At 64.8% G+C, this 20,746-nt stretch carries 20 protein-coding genes; 5 read left to right on the top strand and 15 right to left on the bottom strand.

Annotated elements, in window-relative coordinates; genetic code table 11:
* Positions 1-2: 2 nt before the first annotated feature.
* From ASF84_RS11565 to ASF84_RS11525, 9 genes are all read right to left on the bottom strand, one after another.
* Positions 3-470 (bottom strand): tripartite tricarboxylate transporter TctB family protein, encoded by a 468-nt coding sequence (locus tag ASF84_RS11565; protein WP_056838395.1) that lies wholly within the window; start codon positions 468-470, stop codon positions 3-5.
* The gene (locus ASF84_RS11560) at positions 467-1,447 is read right to left on the bottom strand and encodes an ABC transporter substrate-binding protein (protein WP_056838393.1); all 981 of its coding nucleotides are present in this window, start codon (positions 1,445-1,447) and stop codon (positions 467-469) included. Before ASF84_RS11560 ends, ASF84_RS11565 begins: the two co-directional genes overlap by 4 nt.
* Positions 1,448-1,541: 94 nt before the next feature.
* Complete coding sequence (locus ASF84_RS11555) at positions 1,542-2,612, bottom strand: LLM class flavin-dependent oxidoreductase (RefSeq protein ID WP_056838392.1); 1,071 nt, start codon at positions 2,610-2,612, stop codon at positions 1,542-1,544.
* Between the two features lie 350 nt (positions 2,613-2,962).
* On the bottom strand, positions 2,963-5,662 hold the full coding sequence (metC, locus tag ASF84_RS11550; RefSeq protein WP_056838390.1) for a cystathionine beta-lyase: 2,700 nt from the start codon (positions 5,660-5,662) through the stop codon (positions 2,963-2,965).
* Positions 5,663-5,701: 39 nt separating this feature from the next.
* Positions 5,702-6,292, bottom strand: coding sequence for a hypothetical protein (locus ASF84_RS11545; protein ID WP_056838388.1), 591 nt, complete (start codon positions 6,290-6,292; stop codon positions 5,702-5,704).
* Positions 6,293-6,327: 35 nt separating this feature from the next.
* Positions 6,328-7,146, bottom strand: a complete 819-nt coding sequence (locus ASF84_RS11540) for an amino acid ABC transporter ATP-binding protein (RefSeq protein ID WP_056838386.1) — start codon at positions 7,144-7,146, stop codon at positions 6,328-6,330.
* A complete protein-coding gene (locus ASF84_RS11535; protein WP_056838384.1) occupies positions 7,136-7,816 on the bottom strand; it encodes an amino acid ABC transporter permease in 681 nt (226 codons plus the stop codon). Before ASF84_RS11535 ends, ASF84_RS11540 begins: the two co-directional genes overlap by 11 nt.
* Complete coding sequence (locus tag ASF84_RS11530; RefSeq protein ID WP_056838382.1) at positions 7,806-8,540, bottom strand: amino acid ABC transporter permease; 735 nt, start codon at positions 8,538-8,540, stop codon at positions 7,806-7,808. Before ASF84_RS11530 ends, ASF84_RS11535 begins: the two co-directional genes overlap by 11 nt.
* Before the next feature lie 36 nt (positions 8,541-8,576).
* The gene (locus ASF84_RS11525) at positions 8,577-9,416 is read right to left on the bottom strand and encodes a transporter substrate-binding domain-containing protein (RefSeq protein ID WP_056838380.1); all 840 of its coding nucleotides are present in this window, start codon (positions 9,414-9,416) and stop codon (positions 8,577-8,579) included.
* A 240-nt stretch (positions 9,417-9,656) separates the two neighbouring features.
* Here ASF84_RS11525 and ASF84_RS11520 point away from each other — a divergent pair, with 240 nt between their 5' ends.
* Positions 9,657-10,514 (top strand): LysR substrate-binding domain-containing protein, encoded by an 858-nt coding sequence (locus ASF84_RS11520; RefSeq protein WP_056838377.1) that lies wholly within the window; start codon positions 9,657-9,659, stop codon positions 10,512-10,514.
* Here ASF84_RS11520 and ASF84_RS11515 read toward each other — a convergent pair.
* On the bottom strand, positions 10,511-11,278 hold the full coding sequence (locus tag ASF84_RS11515; RefSeq protein ID WP_056838375.1) for a helix-turn-helix transcriptional regulator: 768 nt from the start codon (positions 11,276-11,278) through the stop codon (positions 10,511-10,513). The two genes, ASF84_RS11520 and ASF84_RS11515, sit on opposite strands and share 4 nt — an antisense overlap.
* Positions 11,279-11,486: 208 nt before the next feature.
* On the opposite strand from ASF84_RS11515, the gene ASF84_RS11510 reads away from it, so the two are divergent.
* From ASF84_RS11510 to ASF84_RS11500, 3 genes are all read left to right on the top strand, one after another.
* Positions 11,487-12,413 carry a 4-hydroxyproline epimerase gene (locus ASF84_RS11510; protein WP_056839063.1) on the top strand — a complete coding sequence of 309 codons (927 nt, stop codon included), beginning with the start codon at positions 11,487-11,489 and terminating at the stop codon, positions 12,411-12,413.
* Between the two features lie 67 nt (positions 12,414-12,480).
* Positions 12,481-13,428, top strand: a complete 948-nt coding sequence (locus ASF84_RS11505; RefSeq protein ID WP_056838373.1) for a dihydrodipicolinate synthase family protein — start codon at positions 12,481-12,483, stop codon at positions 13,426-13,428.
* Positions 13,428-14,693 (top strand): NAD(P)/FAD-dependent oxidoreductase, encoded by a 1,266-nt coding sequence (locus ASF84_RS11500; protein ID WP_056838371.1) that lies wholly within the window; start codon positions 13,428-13,430, stop codon positions 14,691-14,693. Before ASF84_RS11505 ends, ASF84_RS11500 begins: the two co-directional genes overlap by 1 nt.
* A gap of 11 nt (positions 14,694-14,704) precedes the next feature.
* On the opposite strand, the gene ASF84_RS11495 is transcribed toward ASF84_RS11500, so the two are convergent.
* The 5 genes from ASF84_RS11495 to kynB form a co-directional block, all read right to left on the bottom strand.
* Positions 14,705-15,379 (bottom strand): lytic polysaccharide monooxygenase auxiliary activity family 9 protein, encoded by a 675-nt coding sequence (locus ASF84_RS11495; protein ID WP_082481555.1) that lies wholly within the window; start codon positions 15,377-15,379, stop codon positions 14,705-14,707.
* 185 nt (positions 15,380-15,564) lie between these two features.
* On the bottom strand, positions 15,565-16,983 hold the full coding sequence (locus ASF84_RS11490; protein WP_056838369.1) for an amino acid permease: 1,419 nt from the start codon (positions 16,981-16,983) through the stop codon (positions 15,565-15,567).
* Between the two features lie 78 nt (positions 16,984-17,061).
* Positions 17,062-17,916: a tryptophan 2,3-dioxygenase gene (gene kynA / locus ASF84_RS11485; RefSeq protein ID WP_056838367.1), complete on the bottom strand. Its 855-nt coding sequence runs from the start codon at positions 17,914-17,916 to the stop codon at positions 17,062-17,064.
* Positions 17,917-17,926: 10 nt separating this feature from the next.
* Positions 17,927-19,177, bottom strand: a complete 1,251-nt coding sequence (gene kynU / locus ASF84_RS11480) for a kynureninase (protein ID WP_056838366.1) — start codon at positions 19,175-19,177, stop codon at positions 17,927-17,929.
* Positions 19,178-19,182: 5 nt separating this feature from the next.
* Positions 19,183-19,824, bottom strand: coding sequence for an arylformamidase (gene kynB / locus ASF84_RS11475; protein WP_056838363.1), 642 nt, complete (start codon positions 19,822-19,824; stop codon positions 19,183-19,185).
* A gap of 139 nt (positions 19,825-19,963) precedes the next feature.
* Between kynB and ASF84_RS11470 the strand changes: the two genes are divergently transcribed.
* Entirely contained in the window at positions 19,964-20,440 is a 477-nt protein-coding gene (locus ASF84_RS11470; RefSeq protein WP_056838361.1) for an Lrp/AsnC family transcriptional regulator, read from the top strand.
* Positions 20,441-20,746 lie beyond the last annotated feature (306 nt).

Below are 20,746 nucleotides of genomic sequence, written 5' to 3'. Positions count from 1 at the left end.
CCTCAGACCGGCAGCACGGGCACGTTCAGGCCCAGGGCCCAGGCGAACACCAGCGCACTGAAGCCGCCCAGCGCACTGCCCAGCACGGTCAGTTCGGTGAGGTTGGCCTTGCGCCGCGCCAGCCCGCTGAGCACCGTCATGGCCAGGGTCGCCAGCGCCAGGCCGAGGCTGGGCAGCAACACGGCAAAGGCCACCACGGCGCCGATGACCGACAGCCCCGGACGCAGGCTGAACAAACCGGCCAGCCCGACCTGCTCTGCCGAAAACGCCAGGCCACGCAGCAGGATGAAGGCGCCCAGTGCGCACAACAGCGCCCCGATCAGCAAGGGAAAATAACCGGCGCCCATGCGCATCACCGAGCCGATGCTGTAGTCACCCACCAGGCTCAGGGCCACAGCGCCAAAGCCCAGAAACAACAACCCGGCGCATACGTCACGGGCATCGCTGACCTGCGCCGGCCAGCGCCTCATGGTTGCACCCGCACAGCGGTGGGCGCGGCGGCCTGAGTGATCGGCGCCTGCAAGGCGGCACTGAAGGATTGATCGAACAGGCTGGCGGCCGGGTAGGACTTGATCAGGCCCAGGCCACTGAAGAAGTCGACGGTCTGCTGGGCTCCGGCGATGACCGCCGGGTTGAGCGGGCCGAGGTCGGTTCTGGCGCGGGCAAACCAGACGCGGGCGATGTCACGGTCGGCGCGGGTGCGCTGTGCCCAGCTGTCGGCGTATTGCTCGGTGTGCGCCGGGTCTTGCTGCGCCCAGTCGCGGGCCTTTTTCAGGCGTTGCAGAAAGTCGGCGATGGCCTCGCGCTTGTCCTTGATCGCGTGTTCATTGGCGACCACGAAGCTCTGCGCCGGGATCAGGTCTTTGGCGGTGGCCAGTACGCGAGCACCCTGGCGTTCTTGCTGGGTCACGTAGGGTTCCCAAGTGGCGATGACATCCACCGAGCCGCCGTCCAGCGCATGCGAGGCGTCCAGTGCACTGAGGTAGCGCACCTCCAGCGCCTCACGCGGCACACCGGCCTTGTCCAGGGCGGTGAACAACAGTTGCTGGCTCCAGGAGCCTTTCCAGATGGCCGCGCGCTTGCCGCGCAAGTCGGCCAGGGTCTGGATCGGCGAGTCCTTGGCCACCAGGATGGCCACGCCGTCGAGGTTCTGCCGGCTGACGGCGATCACCTTGATCGGCGCGCCCAGGGCGCCCAGAAACAACGGCGGTGCATCACCCAGCAGGCCCAGGTCGAGGCTGCCGACGTTGAGTGCTTCGGCCACCGGCGAGCCGGCAGTGAACTGCTTGAATTCCAGGGTGTACGGCAGGTCGTCGAGCACCTGCGCCGCTTCCATCACGGCCCGGGTGTTGAAGCTCTGGTCACCGACGGTGAGGGTCAGCGCCGAGGCCGAAAAGCTCAAGGCCGCAGCGAGCAGGCCAAGGGCCAGTTGCAGGGGTTTACGCACGATAGTCTCCACGGGGCCGGCAAGGCCAGGATGAGGAGCCCGATCCGCGTGTGCGGTCTCGTGACGCCTGAGTCGATTCAGGAAAGAAAGGGTGTCAGCCCTGGCGGGCGGCGATTCTGGCGCGGGTCAGGGGCAGCAGTTCGCGGCCATAGTCGCGGGCGTCTGCGATGGGGTCGAAACCGCGGATCAGGAAGGTGGTCACGCCCAGGTCGTAATAGGCCAGGAACGCATCGGCCACCTGTTCGGGGGTGCCGACCAGTGCGGTGGAGTTATGACCGCCGCCGACCAGCCCGGCAATGCCGGTCCACAGCCGCTCATCGACGCGGTCGCCCTTGGCCACGGTCTCCAGCAGGCGCTGGGCACCGACACTTTGCGGTTTGTTGGCGATCACGGGGCCGGCCTGCTCGAGGCGCTGGCGGGCGGTGCTCAGGATCTGGTCGGCCTTGGCCCAGGCGGCGTCTTCGGTGGCGGCAATGATCGGCCGGAACGACACGCTGAACTGCACTTCACGGCCGTGGCGGGCGGCCTCGGCACGCACCTTTTCAATGGTCTCGCGGGTCTGCTCCAGCGACTCGCCCCACAGGGCAAAGACATCGGCGTGCTTGCCGGCCACCTGCAAGGCCGCCGGCGACGAGCCGCCGAAGTACACCGGCAGGTGCGGCTGCTGCACCGGCTTGATTGCGGAGAAGGCGTTCTGTGCCTGGTAGAAAGTACCCTGATGGTCGAAAGGCTGGGTTTCGGTCCAGACCCGGCGCACCACGTCGAGAAACTCGTCGGTGCGTGCATAGCGCTGGTCGTGATCGAGACTGTCGCCGTCCTTGCGCTGCTCGGCATCGCTGCCGCCACTGATGACATGCACCGCCAGGCGACCGTCGAGCAAGTGGTCCAGCGTCGCCAGCTTGCGTGCCGCCAGGGTCGGCGCGACAAAGCCCGGCCGGTGGGCCAGCAGGAACTTGATGTTCGAAGTGGCCTGGCCGGCCAGGGCGGTGACCAGGAAGCCGTCGGGTTGATCGGACCAGTAGCCGACCAGCACCCGGTCGAAGCCGGCCTGTTCATGGGCCTGGGCCGACTCGACAATAAAGGCCTTGTCAAAAACAGGGCCGGCCGGCGCCAGGGTTTCCGAGGCCAATCGGTGACCGATCATGCCGATGAATTGGACGCTCATAGGGGTCTCCTTGATAGCGAACTTTGTATTAGCGGTTATAAATCAACAATCGCTAAAAACCTTTTCGCATAAGCTATCGAGAAGCAGTGACCTTGTGAAATGCAATTTAGTCATAACCTAATATGAAAAAAATGCATTTTTAACCTGCACAGGGTCTTGTAGGAGCGCGCTCTGCCCGCGACCGAGTGCGTAGCGCTCGCAAAATCTGCGAAACGCTGAAAATTTACGACTGTGAACGTATTCGAAATCTGCGAAACGCTGAAAATTTACGACTGTGAACGTATTCGAAATCTGCGAAACGCTGAAAATTTACGACTGCTAACGCAGCCGGTCGCGGGCAGAGCGCGCTCCTACTGTGCCAGGCTGGCGAAGGCGGTGTTGAGGTCGGCCTTGAGTGAGTGGAGGTCTTCCAGGCCGATGTGCAGGCGAATGATCGCATCGCTCGGGTACGTCTCGAACTGACGCTCGCCCAGTTCGGCCACGGTCACCAGGCTTTCATAACCGCCCCACGAGGCCCCGAGCCCGAACAGCTTCAGGCTGTCGATGAACCGGGCCAGCCGCTCGGGCCCAGGCTCGGCCAGTTCGAACGACAGCAGTCCGTTGCTGCCACTGAAATCGCGCCGCCACAGGTCATGGCCAGGATGCTCCGGCAAGGCCGGGTGAAACACCCGCGCCACTTCCGGGCGTTGCCGCAGCCAAAGGGCGATGTCCAGGGCCTGGCGTTCATGCACCTCCAGGCGGCTGGCCAGGGTGCGGGCGCCGCGCAGCACCAGCCAGGCATCGTCGGGGCTGACTGTGCAGCCCAGGGTGTCGCTCATGCGTGACAACGGCGCAAATGCCGCCTCGACGGTGCACACGCAGCCCATCACCACATCGCTGTGCCCGGCCAGGTATTTGGTCAGTGCGCTGATGACAATGTCGGCACCCAGTGCCAGCGGCCGACACAGGTAGCCGGCGCCCCAGGTGTTGTCGACCGCCAGCAGCACGTTGCGGGCCTTGCACTGCGCGGCGATGGCCGGCAGGTCAAGGATTTCATACAGCAAGGAACTCGGGCTCTCGGCATAGACCATGCGCGTGTTGGGCTTGAAGGCCGACGCCAGGTCGCGGCCGTCGGCACGGTAGTACTGCACCTCGATGCCGAAGGGCTCCAGCAGTTCGCTGGCCAGGCGTCGCACCGGGCTGTAGACGCCATCGGTCAGCAACACATGGTCGCCGGGGCGCAGATAGGCCAGAAAGGTCTGCGCGACCGCCGCCAGGCCGGTGGCGAAGAGCTTGCTGCGGTAGCCGCCTTCCAGTTCGGTGACCAGGTCTTCCAGGGCAAAGGCGGTGGGGTTGCCACGCGCGCCGTAGCTGAGCACCCGCTGCTGATCGCGGCGCGAACGGATGTCGCGCATCTGCGCCAGGTTGTCGAACAGCACCGTGCTGAGCCGGGTGACCGCCGGATTGACCGTCCGCCCGCCCTCGACCTGCGCGCCCCGGCCGGCGTGGATCAGCCGGGTGCGCAGCGGCTCACGGGCCGGCAACGGCTGGAAGCTGGCGATTTCCTCTTCGGTCATCTGCGCAATCAGGCCGGTTTCCCAGGCCAGGTACTGGCGGGCGGCGTCCTTGTTGCCATCGTGGCGATCGTGCACGAAAAACAGAAAGTCGATGCACTGCGCCTGGCTCAGCGAGGTATCGCCGCTCACCTGCGCCAGCGCTTGCCAGTCAGTCAGCAGGCGCACGCTTTCGCGCTGTTCCGGGGGCAGTTCGCTGGCGGCCAGTTGTGCCACGTGCGGGTCGTCGGCCAGCAGCACCAAGGGCCGCCGCTCGCCGCGTACCTGTTCGGCAAGCACGGGCCGGATCGACCACTCGGCGCCCTGTGCATGTTGCTGGCAATATTGCTGGCTGGGGCGCAGATCGATCAGCCGTGCGCCGTGCACCTGGTCGGGCCGGGCCACAGGCAGATCGACGCTCAGAGCCTTGGGCGCCGGCAAGGCCAGGCCACTGTGCAGGCCGTCCTTGAGCACATAGGCTTCATGCCCCAGTTGCCGCAACCAGCTGGCCACGATCGGCGCTCGCACGCCCTCGCTGTCGAACACCACCACCCGCGCCTTGCGCACGCCGATGTACAGGTCGGTGCCCTGGATCAATTGCCCACCCGGGGCGTGCCGGGCACCGGCCAGGCTGCCGGCGGCAAACTCTTCGGGGGTGCGCACGTCGCACACGAACAGGCTGCGCTGTGGGTCCTGTGCCCAGGCCTGCACCTGGGCGGCGTCGACGGTATGGACACCGGCCTGGTCGGCCAGGCGCTGCGCGCGTTGCAGTTGTCCAGCCAGCGGCGGGCGCGAGTCCCGCGGTGGGTAATGCACCTGGCGGCCATGGTCCAGCGGCTGGTCGGCCAGAAACCAGCCTTGGGTGCCGTTTTCCAGCGCATACACCGGGTTGTCGATGCCCAGGTTGATCAGGGTTTGCGCACCGATGATGCTGCGGGTGCGCCCGGCGCAGTTGATCACAATCGGTGTCTGCCCGTCGCTCACCAGGTCCTCCAGGCGCAGGCCCAGTTCACCGTTAGGGCAACAGACCGCGCCGGGAATGCTCATCTTGGCAAATTCGCTCAGCGGCCGGCCGTCGAGCACCACCAGTGGCCGCCCCTCGCGTTGCCAGGCGGCCAGTTCCGGGGCGGTGATACGGGGCGTATGGCAAGCCTGTTCGACCCGTTCGCCAAAAGCCTTGGACGGCAGGTGCACCCCGGCGAACAGCTCATGCCCGGCCGCCTGCCAGCCCTGGCTGCCACCCGCCAGCCAATGGCCATTGACGTAGCCTTGCGCTTGCAGGCGTTGCAACGCCCGTTGCGCCAGTGCGCCACCCTCCTGGTCGTAAACCACCAGGCGCACGCCGGGGTTGGGTGCCAGGCGCGGGGCGTCGAGCTCCAGGCGGCTATACGGCAGGTTCACCGCATGAAACAGGTGCGCCTCGCCGTACTGGCCGTGTTCGCGAACATCGAACAGGGCGATTTCCTGACCGTCGAACAGCCAGCGTTTGAGTTGCGCAGGGGTGACAGAGTGGCTCATGAGGGGGTGCCGGTTCCTGTGTAAGGTTGCCGTGGGTGTTTAGAGACCGTACGCCTGGATCGAAGGCGACATCTGCGATTTGTTGTAATTGATCACGGTGCCGTCCTCGCGCACGCCGTAGCGGTTTTCCAGCGACTCCAGCGGGCGGCCGTAAAGATGAAAATGCAGGGTCGGCCGCTCGCCGTCCACGCGAATACCGTGCAGGTCCTCGCCCAGAAAGCCGATCGGGATGCCAGGTTGCACCACCACCTCCCGGTCGAGCACCAGCTGTGCACGGGCCGGGTCGCGCCCGTCGTCGGCGCGCTGATAGACGCGGTTGAGCTCCTGGCCTTGCACGGCGACGATCACCGCCCAGGTCTCGTGGTTGTGCGGCAAGGTGCTTTTACCCGGCAGCAGCGAGTTGAGGTACAGCGTCGGGCTTTCGCCGTCGTCGTTGAGGCGGTAGCGGAACTGGGTCTCGCCCGAGTCGGCGCTCGGCGCCGGGAAGCGCTCGAAGTTGAACAGGTCATGGCGCGTGGTCAGGTCTTCGACCAGGCGGATGATGTCGGCCAGTGCCGCGCGGTCGACACCGCGCGCATGGATGGCGCGCACGGCATGCAAAAAGGGCTGGATCACGGATTCGGTGGACATGGGCGGTCTCTCTTGTGGCCAGGCAGGGTTCAGGGTCAGACGGAAATGCTGTAGCGGCTCAGGTTGCTCAGGACATCGGGGGCCGGTCTGGCCGGGCGCCGGCCGCTGTCGTGCAGGGCATGCTGCAAGAACTGACGGGTGCGTTCGTTCTGTGGGTCGCGGAAGATCTGCTCGCTGCTGCCATGCTCGGCGATCAGGCCGTTCTCGGTGAAATACACCCGGTCGCTGATGTCTTCGGCAAAGCGCATTTCATGGGTCACCAGCACACAAGTCATGCCCTCCTCGGTCAGCTCGCGGATCACGGTCAGCACCTCGCCGACGGTTTCCGGGTCCAGCGCCGAGGTCACCTCATCGAACAGGATCAACTCGGGGCGCATGGCCAGCGCCCGGGCAATGGCCACGCGCTGCTGCTGGCCGCCGGACAACTCGCCCGGCCAGGCATGGGCCTTGTGCTCCATGCGCACCTTGGCCAGCAACTGCAGGGCCTGCTGCTCGGCTTCGGCACGCTCGCGGCCCATGACCTTGCGCGGGGCGATGACCAGGTTTTCGAGCACCGTCAGGTGCGGGAACAGGTTGAACTGCTGGAACACGAACCCCACCCGCTTGCGCAGCGCGATGAGCTGGGCCTCGGTGTGCAGGTCGCTGACCTCGGTGTCACCGACGCGGATCGAACCGCGTTGCGGGCGCAGCAAACCGGTGATGCAGCGCAGGATGGTCGACTTGCCCGAGCCCGACGGGCCGATGATCGACACGGCCTGCCCCTTGTGCACCTGCAGGTCGATGCCTTTGAGCACACGATTGGCGCCGAACGCCAGGTGCACGTCGCGCAGGTCGATCAAGGGTTCAGAAGGCATAGCGACGCTCCAGGCGTTGGGTGAGTCGGGAAATCGGGTAGCAATAAAAGAAAAACAGCGCCAGCACAGTGAAGTACACCAGCACGGTGAAGCCGGTCAGGTTGACGGTGTTGCTGGCAATCTGGGCGGTGTCGATCAGGTCGTGCACGCCCACCAGCGAGGCCAGCGCCGTGCCCATGGTCACCACTGCATACAGGTTCATCCACGGCGGCAACATGCGCTTGAAGCACTGCGGCAGGATGATCGAGGTGAAGATCTGCCCGCGGGTGAAGGCCAGCGAACGGGCCGCCTCCCACTGCGTGCTCGGAATCGAGCCGATCGCACCGCGAAAGATTTCCGCGACATTGGCACTGGCCGGCAACGCCAGGCCCACGGTGACCTTGAGCCAGTCGGGAAACGGCAGGTAATACCCGCCCACCTGCACCTCGAAGGGAAAGACGTAGGTGGTGAAGTAGATCAGCACCAGCCACGGAGCATTGCGAAACACCTGCACCCACAGGCGTGCCAGGCCGCGCAGCGGCGCCAGCGGCGACAACGCCAGGGCGCCGACCAGCAGGCCCAGCAGCGTGCCCAGGGCAATGGCCGTGACGCTGATCAGGATGTTCTGCACCAGGCCCATGCCCAGTGCCGGCGTCCACTGCCAGAGCGCGTAAAAGACTTCAGTGGCCATAACCGGGCATCCTCAGGCGGGCTTCCAGGGCACGGCCGGCCAAATTGACGAGGTAACTCAACAGCCCGAAAAAGCTCAGGATCAGAATCATCAACTCGATGACGTTGTCGCTCTGGGTCCAGATCATGATCGAGGCGTAGGTGATGTCATTGACGGCAATGGCCGAGCCGACGGCGGTCATCTTCACCAGGTCGATGAGGTTGTTGACCAGCGCCGGCAAGGCGAAACGCAGCGCCAGAGGCAACTGCACGTACCACAGCAACTGGCGCTGGTTGAAGGCCAGCGAACGGGCGGCCTCCAGAGTCACCGCCGGCACCGCCTCGATGCCGGCGCGCAAGGACTCGGCATGGAAGGCGCCCTTGTGCAGGGAAATCACAATCACCACCCAGGCAAACGGCGTCAGCGGGTTGGCCGCGCCCACCGCCTGGGTCAGGAGCATGTTCAACACCAGAAAAGCGCAATACAGCTGCACCAGCGTAGGGGTATTGCGAGTGACTTCGATGAACAACCGCGCCGGCAACACCAGCCAGCGCCGGCTGCTGGCCAGCGCGGCCGCCAGCCCGATGCCGACCAACAGGCTGCCGATGATCGACAGCACGCACAGCAGCACGGTGGTCAGTGCGCCGTCGAGCAGGCTGCTACGTGAATAGCCATCGAGCAGGAAGCCATAGTCCAGGCCCAGCGGTGCGGTCCAGTCGATGAACCCTTGCAGCCAGGCGTTCATGAGCGCACCGCGCGGCCGGCACGTCGCGTCGCGACCTCAACCACCACTGGTCTGCTGTTCGGCTTGCAGGCTGACCAGCGCCGGGGAGGCCGGGGTGATGGCGTTGGCCTTCTCGCGCGCGATCAGCCAGCCGCTGCGGTGCCAGCCCTTGACGATGCCGTCGAGGCGCGCCTGGGTATCGGTCTCGCCGGTGCGGGTCCAGATCACTGACGGCGCGGGGTTGAGTTCCGGCGTGATGGCGCGGTAGTTGGCCCATTCGCCGCCCTTGGCCACCAACGGGTTGATCAGCGTGGCGTCGTGCACGGCGGCCACGCAGTTGCTGCCGCGCAGGGCCAGCAGCGACTCGGCCGAACTCTTGAACGCCTTGAGCTGCACGCCGAGCTGGATCAGCGGCTGGGTGTAGCTGCTGCCCTGCGAGGTGCACACCGGCTGGTCCTTGAGCTGCGCCCAGGAGGTGATCGGACTGTCCTTGGCGACCACGGCAGTACCGCCGACCTTGTAGAACGGTGTTGGCACATGGCCCAGCAGCTTGTCGCGGTCGGTGTTCCATTCCATGTTGGCGATCAGCAGGTCGACCTTGCCCTGTTGCAGGAACTGCACGCGGTTGGCCGGCAAGACCGAGACCAGCTCGACCTCCACACCCAGTTGCCGGGCCAGGTCACGGGCCATGTCGACGTTCAGGCCTACCGGCTGCTGAGTAGCCGGGTCCAGCGCCCCGAACGGTCCGCCCGAAAGCATGACCCCGACCACGATACGCTCGCGCTGCTGGACCTTGTCCAGCGTGGCATCGGCCCAGGCCGACACCGCAACGGTGGTGCTGGCAGAGGCCAACAGCGCGCCGATCAGCTGCTTTCGAGCCTTGAACAACAGTGACATGGCAATTCCTCGTCCACGGCCGGGGCGTCCGGCCAACTGGGCGGCATCCTAGGCAGTCGACCGAGGGAACGGAAATGCAAAGATCTAATATTGTTATAACTTAAAAAACAGCGCACATGACAAAGGCGTAGAAACCCAACAAATACGGCAGACAAGCGTCATTGAGCGAGCCCTTTACGCACGAACACATAATGATATCTAATTAGTCAGACACTGCCGCTTATGTGAATCGACGCCGATATGACTGAATCCATCCTGGACCTGGAGTTGCTGCGCACCTTCGTGGCCGTGGCCGACCACGCCAGCTTTGCCGAAGCCGGCCAGTCCCTGGCCCGCACGCAATCGTCCGTGACCCAGCACATGCAACGGCTGGAGCAACAAGTGGGCGTGGGGCTGTTTCACAAGCAGGGTCGGCACAAGGCCCTGACCGAGGCGGGCCGGCAATTGCTGCGCCGCGCCCGACAGATGCTGGCGCTCAACGACGAGGCGCTCAATGCCCTGCGCGACAACACCCTGAGCGGCGTGCTGCGCATCGGCTCGCCGCACGACATCGCCGACACCGTCCTGCCGCCGATCCTCAGCCACATCGCCCGATCAGCACCGAACCTGCGCCTGGAAATCGACGTCGGCCGTAGCCCGTTCCTGATGCAGGACCTGCACCGTGGCAAGGTCGACATGATTATCTCGACCCGCACCGATCCCGACCTGCAAGGCTTTGCCCTGCGCACCTCGCCGGTGTGGTGGATCTGCGCCGCGCATTACCAGCACGACCCGCTGCAGCCCCTGCCCCTGGTGCTGGTCGACGAGCCGAGCATTTACCGACGCATGGCCCTGCAGGCGCTGGAACAGGCTGATATCGCCTGGCGCCAGGCCTACCTGGCCTCGAACCTGATCGGCATCAAGGCGGCGGTGCGTGCGGGCCTGGGCATCACGGCGCGCAGCATGGAAATGGTCGGCCCGGACATGCGCGTGCTGGGTGAAAGCGACGGCCTGCCGCGCTTGCCGGACGTGACTTATCACCTGTGGGTAAGGCCCAACGCAGTCAACCCGATCATCCGCCAGGCCTATGCCCTGATTCGCAGCAGCCAAGGGCTTTAGGGTGCCTGCCGATACTGACGCGGGGTAAAACCGGTCAGGGTCTTGAACTGGCGGGTAAAGGCGCTGTGGTCGGTGTAGCCGCACTGCAAGGCCACCTCGGTGATCGGCAGGTCAGTCAACAGCAGCCGATGGGCGTGCTCCAGGCGCACCTTGTGGATCATCTGCCGCGGGGTCAGGTGGAACACCCGCTTGCAGTAGCGCTCCAGTTGCGCCACGGAAATGCCGGCGATGCCAGTCAGTTCCTTCAAGGCGATCGGCCGCTGGAAGTGGGTACGGATATAGGCGTCCACGGCGGCCAGGCGCTGGTAGGCCGGGTGGCTGTCGCTGGCCGATTGCAGGTCGACGGAAATGCCCACCAGGCCAATGATGTCATCGTCGCGGTTGTACAACGGACGCTTGTGGGTCAGGCACCAACCGGGCTGGCGGCTGCCGTACAGGTGCAGCTCGAGCTGGTCGTCCAGCACCAGGCCCTTTTCCAGCACACGCAGGTCCTGCTCGGTGTAGCCGCCACCGAACGGTGCCGGAAAGACCTCGGTGCTGGTCTTGCCCAGCAATGGCGCCAGGTGCCTGAACCCGCAGCGCTGCACCAGGGTGTGGTTGGCCAGGCGGTAACGGGCCTGCACGTCCTTGATGAAGATCACGGCGTTGGGGATGGCATCGAGCAAGGGCAAGAGCGCCTGGGCACCGACCAGCACCTGGTCAAGGCTGTCGGGGCGTTGCGCTGCGTTTTCCTGGCTCAGCGCCGCCAGCGCAGGTTGCATCATGGCTCGTCATCCTTCGGGCTCGGGCGCCTGATCACGGCGCAGACTCCGAGCTTGCCCGGCGCTGGCGGCCTTGTCGAGCATGACAGCCGGTTGGCACAACTGTGCCGATTTCGTCATCGACATTGATGAAAAGCCTCAAGCGCCACAGGGCGTGGCGGTGCACTGTATGAGCACACCCGCCCTGCCCTTGCGGGTGAAGGATTCCTGCATGAAGCAGCTACGTGTCATCGACTCCCACACCGGCGGCGAACCGACCCGCCTGGTGCTCGACGGCTTTCCACCGCTGGCCGGCGCGACCCTGGCCGAACAGCGCGATGCCTTGCGCGAGACGCACGATCAATGGCGCCGCGCCTGCCTGCTGGAGCCGCGCGGCAATGATGTGCTGGTCGGCGCACTGTACTGCGCGCCCGTGTCGCCCGACGCGGTGTGCGGGGTGATCTTCTTCAACAACGCCGGCTACCTGGGCATGTGCGGCCACGGCACCATCGGTCTGATCGCTTCCTTGCATCACCTGGGCAGGATCGCGCCGGGTGAGCATCGGATCGACACGCCGGTGGGCACGGTCACCGCCACCCTGCATGACGATGGCGCGGTGACCGTGGCCAATGTGCCGTCGTACCGCTACCGCCGCCAGGTGGCCGTCGAGGTGCCCGGCTACGGCCTGTTCCACGGCGACATTGCCTGGGGTGGCAACTGGTTCTTTCTGGTCAGCGAGCATGGCCAGGCCCTGCAACTGAGCAATGCCGAACGCCTGACCGACCTGACCTGGAAGATGCTCCAGGCCCTGCAAGACCAGGGCATCTACGGTGCCGACAATGCCGTGATCGATCATATCGAGCTGTTTGCCGACGACGAGCAGGCCGACAGCCGCAACTTCGTCATGTGCCCCGGCAAGGCTTACGACCGCTCGCCGTGCGGCACCGGCACCAGCGCCAAGCTGGCCTGCCTGGCCGCCGACGGCACGCTGGCCGCGGGTGAGCGCTGGGTGCAGGCGAGCATCACCGGCAGCCAGTTCGAGGCCCGGTACGAATGGGACGGCGAGCAGGTGCGGCCATTGATCACCGGTCGCGCCTACATGACCGCCGACAGCACCCTGCTGATCGATGAGCAGGATCCGTTTGCCTGGGGTATCTGAAGCCCCGCCCCACCTTTGTCTTCAACGCCTGCGCGGTTCGCCGCCGGGCCGCCTGTGAGGAACGATGATGAACACTGATATTTTCACCGGCACTATTGCGGCCCTGATGACCCCCTGCACCGCCAGGCGCACGCCGGACTTCGACGCGCTGGTGCGCAAGGGCCGAGAGCTGATCGAACTGGGCATGCGGGCCGTGGTGTATTGCGGCTCGATGGGCGACTGGCCGTTGCTGACCGAAGCCGAGCGCCAGCAAGGTGTGGCGCGCCTGGTCGCCGCAGGCGTGCCGACCATCGTCGGCACCGGCGCGGTCAACAGCCGCGAAGCGATCGCCCACGCCGCCCATGCCGCGCAGGTGGGGGCCCAGGGCCTGATGGTCATCCCGCGGGTGTTGTCGCGCGGGGCCTCGCCGGCTGCACAGGAGGCGCACTTTTCGGCCATTCTGGCGGCAGCGCCCGCGCTGCCGGCGGTGATCTACAACAGCCCCTACTACGGCTTTGTCACCCGTGCCGAGCTGTTCTTCAAGCTGCGGCGCCAGCACCCGAACCTGATCGGCTTCAAGGAGTTTGGCGGGGCCGCCGACATGCGCTACGCCGCCGAGCACATCACCTCCCAGGACGACGAGGTGATCCTGATGGCCGGCGTCGACACCCAGGTGGTGCATGGCTTCGTCAACTGCGGCGCCAGCGGCGCGATCACCGGGATCGGCAACGCGCTGCCACGCGAAGTGCTGCACCTGGTCGAACTGAGCAAGCAGGCTGTCCGAGGCGATGCGCTGGCCAGGCGCCAGGCCGAGGAACTGGCCAGCGCACTGCAGGTGCTGTCGTCCTTCGACGAAGGCACCGACCTGGTGCTGTACTACAAGTACCTGATGGTGCTTAACGGCGACCTCGAGTACAGCCTGCACTTCAACGCCACCGATGCACTGAGCGACGCCCAGCGTGGTTATGCCGAACAACAGTACGCGCTGTTTCGCCAGTGGTACGCGCAGTGGTCCGTCGCGCAGAATGTGGCTTGATGAACGCCCCGATGGCGGCCTCTGATCCAGCAGACGTCGTTGTGGTCGGTGCCGGCATTGTCGGCGTCGCCTGCGCCCTGCAACTGGCGCGGCAGAACCTGCGCGTGGTGGTGGTCGACCGCCAGGCGCCCGGCCAGGGCGCCTCGTTCGGCAATGCCGGGCACCTGGCCACCGAACAGGTGTTTCCCATCGCCGATGCGTCGATTCTCAAGCGCCTGCCGGCCATGCTCACCGACCCGATGGGGCCGCTGCGCCTGGACTGGAAGTACCTGCCACGCGCCCTGCCCTGGTTCACGCGCCTGCTGCTGAACCTGCGGCCGGCGCCGTTCCAGCGTACGGTGGCCGGCCTGCGTACACTCAATGAAGGCAGCCTGGCGGCCTGGCAGCGCCTGCTGGCGAGCATCGGCCAGCCCGAGCTGTTTCGGCACGACGGCTCATTGCTGATGTTCGAGCACAGCGCTTCGCGCCCGGCCGTCGAGGCTTTGCAGGCACGCCTGCGCCAACAGCAGGTGCCGGTCGAGTACTGGGCAACCAGCCAGGTGCGCGATGCCGCGCCGCACTTGAGCGAGCACCTGCAAGGCGGTCTGTTCTTTCCGGCCACCGGGCACTTTATCGACCCGCTGGGTGTGGTCGACGCACTGGTCAAGGCAGCCAGAGGCTGTGGCGTGCAGTTCATGCAACGCGAGGTGAGCGGCGGGCACCTGCATGCGGGCGGCGTGTCGCTGGCGACCGGTCAGGGCCCGCTGGCGGCGCAGCGGGTGCTGATTGCCTGCGGCGCGCATTCGGCGCCCCTGACCCAGGCCCTGACCGGCAAGCGCGTGCCGCTGGACACCGAGCGCGGCTATCACTTGATGCTGCCCCACGAGCACGCGCGCCTGCCGTTTGCGGTCACCTCGCTGGAGCGCCGGTTCATCATGACGCCCATGGCCGCTGGATTGCGCCTGGCCGGCACGGTGGAATTCGCCGGACTTGAGCGCCCGCCGAACATGGCACGGGCCTGGCAACTGCACCGCTTGAGCCAGGGCCTGTTCAACCAGGCACTGAGTGTCGAGGGCGCCACGCCGTGGATGGGGTTTCGTCCCTCGCTGCCGGACTCGCTGCCGGTCATTGACCGGTTGGAAAACGGCCGGGTCCTGCTTGCCTTCGGCCATCAGCACTTGGGGTTGACCCAGGCAGCGCTGACGGCCGAATGGGTGGCCGCCCTGCTACAGCCATCGGTGACCGACCGGCCGGCGCTGAAGCCCTATCGGCTGGACCGGTTCTGAACGAAGGGCCCTCAGGCAGCGTCGTCGGTGAAGTCCAGGTCAATGACCTGATAAAACGCCGCCTCGGTGTCGGCCACGTTCCACACTGCCAGCAAGGCATGATGGCCCTGACGCCGGGGCAGAGGCACTTCGTGGACCGTAGGGTTTCGCGCCATCAGTTGCTCCTCGGCTTCATCGCCCCAATAAGGCTGGTAATCATTGAGCACGACATGGATGGGCTCGTCCTCGAAGTGCGCCCTGACCAATTGCTGGCCCGAATCCCAGCCGTCCCGGGTGATCCAGTAGGTCCAGCGGCGGGTCTTGTGCGGCCTGGAGTAGTTCCATTCCACGGTCAGGGTCGAATCGGGGCTGACAGGGTGTTTGGGCCAGTGACTGCCGGGCTGATTGAGCTTCAGGCGTGCATCGGTATGCCCGCCGCTGGCGATGAAGCCATCGGCAGGCGGGGTCTTGCCGGCGACATCATCCGGGGCGTCGGGATCCTTGTAGCCGGCGGCGGTGCCGGGAAAGCCTTTGCCGCCCTCGACTTCGTTCATCTGGCCTTCATCGAGTTCGCCTTGCTCATTGAGATAAACCGCGCGTGATTTGGGACTGACCACGCGCCCGTGCCGGGGCTGCTGTGCTTCAAGATAGGCAAACAACCGGTTGAGGGTGTCATTGATCAGGGTTCTGAGTTCTCGGGTTCTCATGGTGTGCAGTCTCCATTCATGCAAGAAAGCCTGGACCGCATGTGGCTCGCCGTCGGCTTCTTCACGACTGGAGCCGCACACTCGACACCGCTCAGGCAACCCGCCGCCTCCTGGCGCGCGGTCCACCGGAGACTAGCAAAGCCGCCTGGGCGGCACACCTCGCAGAACTCATAGGTCGATGCCGGTCAAGAGGCCTGTGAAGCCAGGGATTCGGCTTTGACGTCACGCGGTGGTGGCTTCCTGAAACGGAACACACACCACAACGCCAGGATCCACACCGGGATCATGAACACCGACACGCGGATGCCGGGAATCATCAGCATGATGACCAGGATCATGGCCATGAATGCCAGGCACAGGATATTGCCGAACGGGTACCACAACGCCCGGAAATACAGGGCCTCGCCCCTGATGTTCATCGCCCGGCGAAAGCGCAGGTGGGTCAGGGTGATCATCACCCAGTTGATCAGCAGGGCCGACACCGCCAGGGTCATCATCAGTTCGAAGGCGTTACCCGGCACCAGGTAATTGATCAGCAGGCACACCCCGGTGATCGCCGCGCTGGCCATGACAGCCGGCACCGGAATACCGCGGCGGTTGACCTTGAGGAACACCTTTGGCGCATTGCCCTGCTCGGCCAGGCCGAACAGCATGCGGCTCATGCAATAGGCACCGCTGTTGTACACCGACAAGGCGGCAGTCAGGATCACGAAGTTGAGCACATGGGCGGCGACGTCATTGCCGATCAGCGAAAAGATCTTCACGAACGGGCTGGCGCCGTAGGCGTCCTGCGACGCCGACAGGCTGAGCAACAACTGGTCCCACGGGTACAGCGAGAGCAGCAGGGTCAGGGCGCCGACATAGAAAATGATGATGCGGTACACCACCTGGTTGATTGCCTTGGGAATCACCCGCCGCGGATTCTCGGATTCGGCGGCGGTGATGCCGACCATTTCCATGCCGCCAAAGGCAAACAGAATGAACGCCATCGCCATCAGCATGCCGCCCACGCCATTGGGGAAAAAGCCGCCATGCGCCCACAGGTTGCTGACCGACGCCTGGGGGCCGCCGGTGCCGCTGACCAGCAGGTAACTGGCCAGGGCGATCATGCCGACGATGGCGAAGACCTTGATGATCGCAAACCAGAACTCGGTCTCGCCGAAGGCTTTCACATTCGTCAGGTTGATCAGGTTGACCAGCACGAAGAAGGCCGCCGCGCTGACCCAGATCGGGATGTCCGGCCACCAGAACTGCACGTATTTGCCCACCGCCGTCAGTTCGGCCATGCACACCAGGGCGTACATCATCCAGTAGTTCCAGCCCGACAGGAAACCGGCAAAGCGGCCCCAGTACTGGGTGGCGAAATAGCCGAAGGAGCCGGCCACCGGCTCCTGTACCACCATTTCGCCCAGCTGGCGCATGATCAGAAAGGCGATCAGGCCGGCGATGGCGTAGCCCAGGATCATGGCGGGGCCGGCGGTTTTCAGCACCCCGGCCGAGCCCAGGAACAGGCCGGTGCCGATGGCGCCGCCCAGGGCGATCAGTTGAATGTGACGACTGCTCAGGCCGCGCGTGAGCCCGGCCGGTTGATGATCAGAACTCATAATGGGTGGACCTTTATTATTATTGGCGATCACGCTGCCGTGCCGGGCACGACAGGCCATTGAGACAGTGCAGCAAGGTCAGAGGGTCGAGCGCAGGCTCCACAGTTCGGGGAACAGTTCGGTGTCGAGCATCTTGCGCAAGTAGCCGACCCCTTCGGTGCCACCGGAGCCTTTCTTGAAACCGATGATGCGTTCGACCGTGGTCACATGGCGGAAACGCCATTGCCGGAACGAGTCCTCCAGGTCGATGAATTTCTCGGCCAACTGGTACAGGTCCCAGTACTGGTGCGGGTGTTGATAGACCACTTTCCAGGCCGCTTCCACCGAGTCGTCGTGCAGCGTGCGCGTGGTTGATACGCGCGCCAGGCGCTCCTCGCTGATGTCCAGCCCGGCCATGGCCAGCAGGCGGATGGCTTCGTCGTAGAGCGATGGCGCTTCCAGGGTCTTTTGCAGCTCGCTGACCAGCTCAGGCCGGTGCGCATGCGGCTGCATCAGCGGCACGCTCTTGTTGCCCAGGATGAATTCGATTTCGCGATACTGGAACGACTGGAAGCCCGACGACTGCCCCAGTGAGGGCCGAAAGGCCACGTACTCGCTGGGGGTCATGGTCGCCAGCACGGTCCAGGCGTGCACCAGCTGATCAAAGATGCGCGACACCCGTGCCAGCATCTTGAATGCCGGTGGCAGGTCGTTGAGCTTGAGCTGCTCACGGGCTGCACGCAGCTCGTGCAGCATCAGCTTCATCCACAGCTCGGAAGTCTGGTGCTGGATGATGAACAGCAACTCGTTGTGGTCCGTGGACAACGGGTGCTGGGCGCTGAGGACACGCTTGAGGTCCAGGTAATCGCCATAGGTCATGGCGTCAGTGAAATCCAGCCTGGCATCGTGCCACTGTTCGGTGGCACCGGCCTGGGAGTATGGGCATTGGTTCATGGGGCGATCCTCAAGTGACAGAGTGACGGGTCTGGAATTGCGGCTCGCGCCACTGCTGGCTGTCGAGCACCTCGACCAGCGCCTGCACCGCCGCCCCGACGTCCTGGAACGAGGTGTACAACGGGGTGAAACCAAAACGCATGATTCGCGGTTCGCGGTAATCACCGATCACGCCACGGGCAATCAGTGCCTGCACCACGGCATAGCCTTCAGGGTGTTCGAAACTGACATGGCTGCCGCGCTGGGCGTGGTCACGCGGCGTGATCAGGGTCAGTGGGTGGTCCTTGCAGCGCGCTTCGACCAGTTCGATGAACAGATCGGTCAGCGCCAGCGACTTGTTGCGCAGTGCCTGCATGCTGGTTTTGGCAAAGATATCCAGCCCGGACTCGACCATGCCCAGCGACACCAGCGGCTGGGTGCCGCACAGGTAGCGGGTGATGCCGGAAGCCGGCGCATAGTGCGGCTCCATCGCAAATTGCCGGGCATGGCCCCACCAGCCCGACAGCGGCTGCCAGACCTGATCGCACAGCTGCGGCGAGACCCAGACGAAGGCCGGCGAACCGGGGCCGCCGTTGAGGTACTTGTAGGTGCAACCGATGGCGTAGTCGGCGTTGGCGGCCTTCAATTGCACCGGCACCGCACCGGCCGAATGCGCCAGGTCCCACAGCGCCAGGGCACCGTGCTGGTGGATCAGTCCGGTGGTCGCGGTCATGTCGTACATGTGGCCGCTCTTGTAGTTGACGTGGGTCAGCAGCACCAGCGCCACCTGGTCGTCCAGCAGGCCCGGCAGGTCCTGAGGCCGCTCGATCAGACGCAGCTCATAGCCTTGCTGCAGCAGGTCGGCCAGGCCTTCGATGACATACAGGTCGGCGGGAAAATTGTGCAGTTCGGACAGGATGATCTTGCGCTGTGGCGCGCGCTCAGCCTGGATACGCAGCCCGGCTGCGAGGATCTTGAACAGGTTGACGGTGGTGGTGTCGGTGATCACCACCTCGCCGCTGTCGGCACCGATCAACGGCGCCAGCTTGTCGCCCAGGCGCGCCGACAAGGTGCTCCACTGCGCGGTGTTCCAGCTGCGGATCAGGCCTTCGCCCCACTCCTGCTCGATCATCTGTGTGGCCCGCGCCAGCGCCGCCTTGGGACGGGCGCCCAGCGAGTTGCCGTCCAGGTAGATCACGCCTTCGGGCAAGGCAAACTCGTCGCGCAACGCCGCCAGGGGGTCGGCGAGGTCAAGCTCGCGCAAATGCTGTTGTGTAGCCATGGGGTTTATCCTTTCAGGGGGCGCAAGACGGCGCGCACGGGGCTGGCGTCCAGGTGAGAAAAACGCAGGGGCAAGGCAATCAGTTCGTAGTCACCTTCGGCCACGGCATCCAGGACGATGCCTTCGAGGATTGCCATTTCCAGCCGTTCGACGGTGTGGTGGGCGTCCAGCGTCTTGGAGTTCTGCGGGTCCAGCGACGGGGTGTCGATGCCGATCAGGCGCACGCCGTGGCGGGCCAGCAAGGCAATGGTGTCTGGCGCCACGGCGGTAAAGTCCGGGTCCCATTCAGTCAACGGCGCGTGCTGATAAGTGCGCAACAGGACACGAGCGGGGACAGCGGTCAGCGCATGTTCGACATCGGCCGGTTCGACCAGCGCACCACTGCCCAGGCAATGGATCACCCGGCACGGGCCCATGTACAGGTCCAGCGAAACCTCGCCGATCGGCAGGCCGTGCTCGCTGTAGTGCAAGGGCGCATCGACATGCGCACCGGTGTGCGGCGACAGGGTGATGCGCCCGACATTGACCGGGCATTGCGGCCCGACGGTCCAGACGCGCTCCTCCTGAAACGGCGTGTCGCCGGGCCAGGTGGGGGTCTGGGTGTTCAGTGGCGGGCTGATGTCCCACCAGAGGTTTTCCTGCTTCATTGTTGTTTTGCTCCCAAGGCAGCCTGTACAGAATTTTATCTGCGAGGGAACAGAATTATCTTGCTAACTGCGCGCGCCAAGGCGTTTTATTCACAGATTATTCGAATAAACAATTCAAAACCGAAGGATCTTGCACCACATGAAACTGGACAGTATCGATCTGCGCATTCTGGCGTGCCTGAACCAGGACGGCCGCATGAGCAACCAGGACCTGGCCGAGAAGGTCTCGCTGTCGCCTTCGGCCTGCCTGCGCCGGTTGCGCAACCTGGAAGGCGACGGGGTGATCGCCGGCTACGGCGTGCGCCTGGACCCGGCCCGGCTGGGGATCGAGGTGCATGCGATGGTCAACGTCAATGTCCGCCAGGACATGGAGGGCTGGCACGAACGCTTCATCGAGGCGGTGCAACGCTGGCCGGAGGTGGCCGACGCCTACATCGTCACCGGCGCCAGCAACTACCTGCTGCGGGTACGGGCGCGCAACCTCAGCCACTACACCGACTTCATCGTCAACCAGTTGCATGCCACGCCAGGGGTGACCGACATCCGCTCGGACATCATCCTGCAGAGCCTGAAATCCAGGGACAACCTGCTTGACCTCGTGCGGCCTGCGACTTGAGCGGTGATGCCATCAAAATAATCTACTGATTTTACTGGATATCAGATTCATCCCTGGTAGGAGCGCGCTTGCCCGCGACCGGCTGCGTTAGCAGTCGTACATTTGTGGCGTTTCATAGATCTCTGATGGGTTAGCAATCGTAAATGTGTGGCGTTTCGCAGATTTTGCGAGCGCTGCGCACTCGGTCGCCGGCAAGCGGCACGCTGTCGCTCAGCAAACATGGGACCTGTGAGAGGGGGCTCTGCCCGCGATCGGCTGCGTTAGCAGTCGTACATTTGTGGCGTTTCCGAGATTTTGCGAGCGCTG

Origin of the sequence: Pseudomonas sp. Leaf127, assembly GCF_001423155.1 — a bacterium.
In the GTDB taxonomy this organism is placed as follows: Bacteria; Pseudomonadota; Gammaproteobacteria; order Pseudomonadales; family Pseudomonadaceae; genus Aquipseudomonas; species Aquipseudomonas ovata.
Note: the sequence above shows the minus strand (reverse complement) of the source record. Positions and strands in the feature narration are given on the sequence as shown.

What these genes read in the sequence shown, in the direction of transcription:
- ASF84_RS11565 (WP_056838395.1), bottom strand. Translation starts at nt 470, where the DNA reads ATGAGGCGCTGGCCGGCGCAGGTCAGCGATGCCCGTGACGTATGCGCC.
- ASF84_RS11555 (WP_056838392.1), bottom strand. Translation starts at nt 2,612, where the DNA reads ATGAGCGTCCAATTCATCGGCATGATCGGTCACCGATTGGCCTCGGAA.
- metC (WP_056838390.1), bottom strand. Translation starts at nt 5,662, where the DNA reads ATGAGCCACTCTGTCACCCCTGCGCAACTCAAACGCTGGCTGTTCGAC.
- ASF84_RS11545 (WP_056838388.1), bottom strand. Translation starts at nt 6,292, where the DNA reads ATGTCCACCGAATCCGTGATCCAGCCCTTTTTGCATGCCGTGCGCGCC.
- ASF84_RS11540 (WP_056838386.1), bottom strand. Translation starts at nt 7,146, where the DNA reads ATGCCTTCTGAACCCTTGATCGACCTGCGCGACGTGCACCTGGCGTTC.
- ASF84_RS11535 (WP_056838384.1), bottom strand. Translation starts at nt 7,816, where the DNA reads ATGGCCACTGAAGTCTTTTACGCGCTCTGGCAGTGGACGCCGGCACTG.
- ASF84_RS11530 (WP_056838382.1), bottom strand. Translation starts at nt 8,540, where the DNA reads ATGAACGCCTGGCTGCAAGGGTTCATCGACTGGACCGCACCGCTGGGC.
- ASF84_RS11525 (WP_056838380.1), bottom strand. Translation starts at nt 9,416, where the DNA reads ATGTCACTGTTGTTCAAGGCTCGAAAGCAGCTGATCGGCGCGCTGTTG.
- ASF84_RS11520 (WP_056838377.1), top strand. Translation starts at nt 9,657, where the DNA reads ATGACTGAATCCATCCTGGACCTGGAGTTGCTGCGCACCTTCGTGGCC.
- ASF84_RS11515 (WP_056838375.1), bottom strand. Translation starts at nt 11,278, where the DNA reads ATGATGCAACCTGCGCTGGCGGCGCTGAGCCAGGAAAACGCAGCGCAA.
- ASF84_RS11510 (WP_056839063.1), top strand. Translation starts at nt 11,487, where the DNA reads ATGAAGCAGCTACGTGTCATCGACTCCCACACCGGCGGCGAACCGACC.
- ASF84_RS11505 (WP_056838373.1), top strand. Translation starts at nt 12,481, where the DNA reads ATGAACACTGATATTTTCACCGGCACTATTGCGGCCCTGATGACCCCC.
- ASF84_RS11500 (WP_056838371.1), top strand. Translation starts at nt 13,428, where the DNA reads ATGAACGCCCCGATGGCGGCCTCTGATCCAGCAGACGTCGTTGTGGTC.
- ASF84_RS11495 (WP_082481555.1), bottom strand. Translation starts at nt 15,379, where the DNA reads ATGAGAACCCGAGAACTCAGAACCCTGATCAATGACACCCTCAACCGG.
- ASF84_RS11490 (WP_056838369.1), bottom strand. Translation starts at nt 16,983, where the DNA reads ATGAGTTCTGATCATCAACCGGCCGGGCTCACGCGCGGCCTGAGCAGT.
- kynA (WP_056838367.1), bottom strand. Translation starts at nt 17,916, where the DNA reads ATGAACCAATGCCCATACTCCCAGGCCGGTGCCACCGAACAGTGGCAC.
- kynU (WP_056838366.1), bottom strand. Translation starts at nt 19,177, where the DNA reads ATGGCTACACAACAGCATTTGCGCGAGCTTGACCTCGCCGACCCCCTG.
- kynB (WP_056838363.1), bottom strand. Translation starts at nt 19,824, where the DNA reads ATGAAGCAGGAAAACCTCTGGTGGGACATCAGCCCGCCACTGAACACC.
- ASF84_RS11470 (WP_056838361.1), top strand. Translation starts at nt 19,964, where the DNA reads ATGAAACTGGACAGTATCGATCTGCGCATTCTGGCGTGCCTGAACCAG.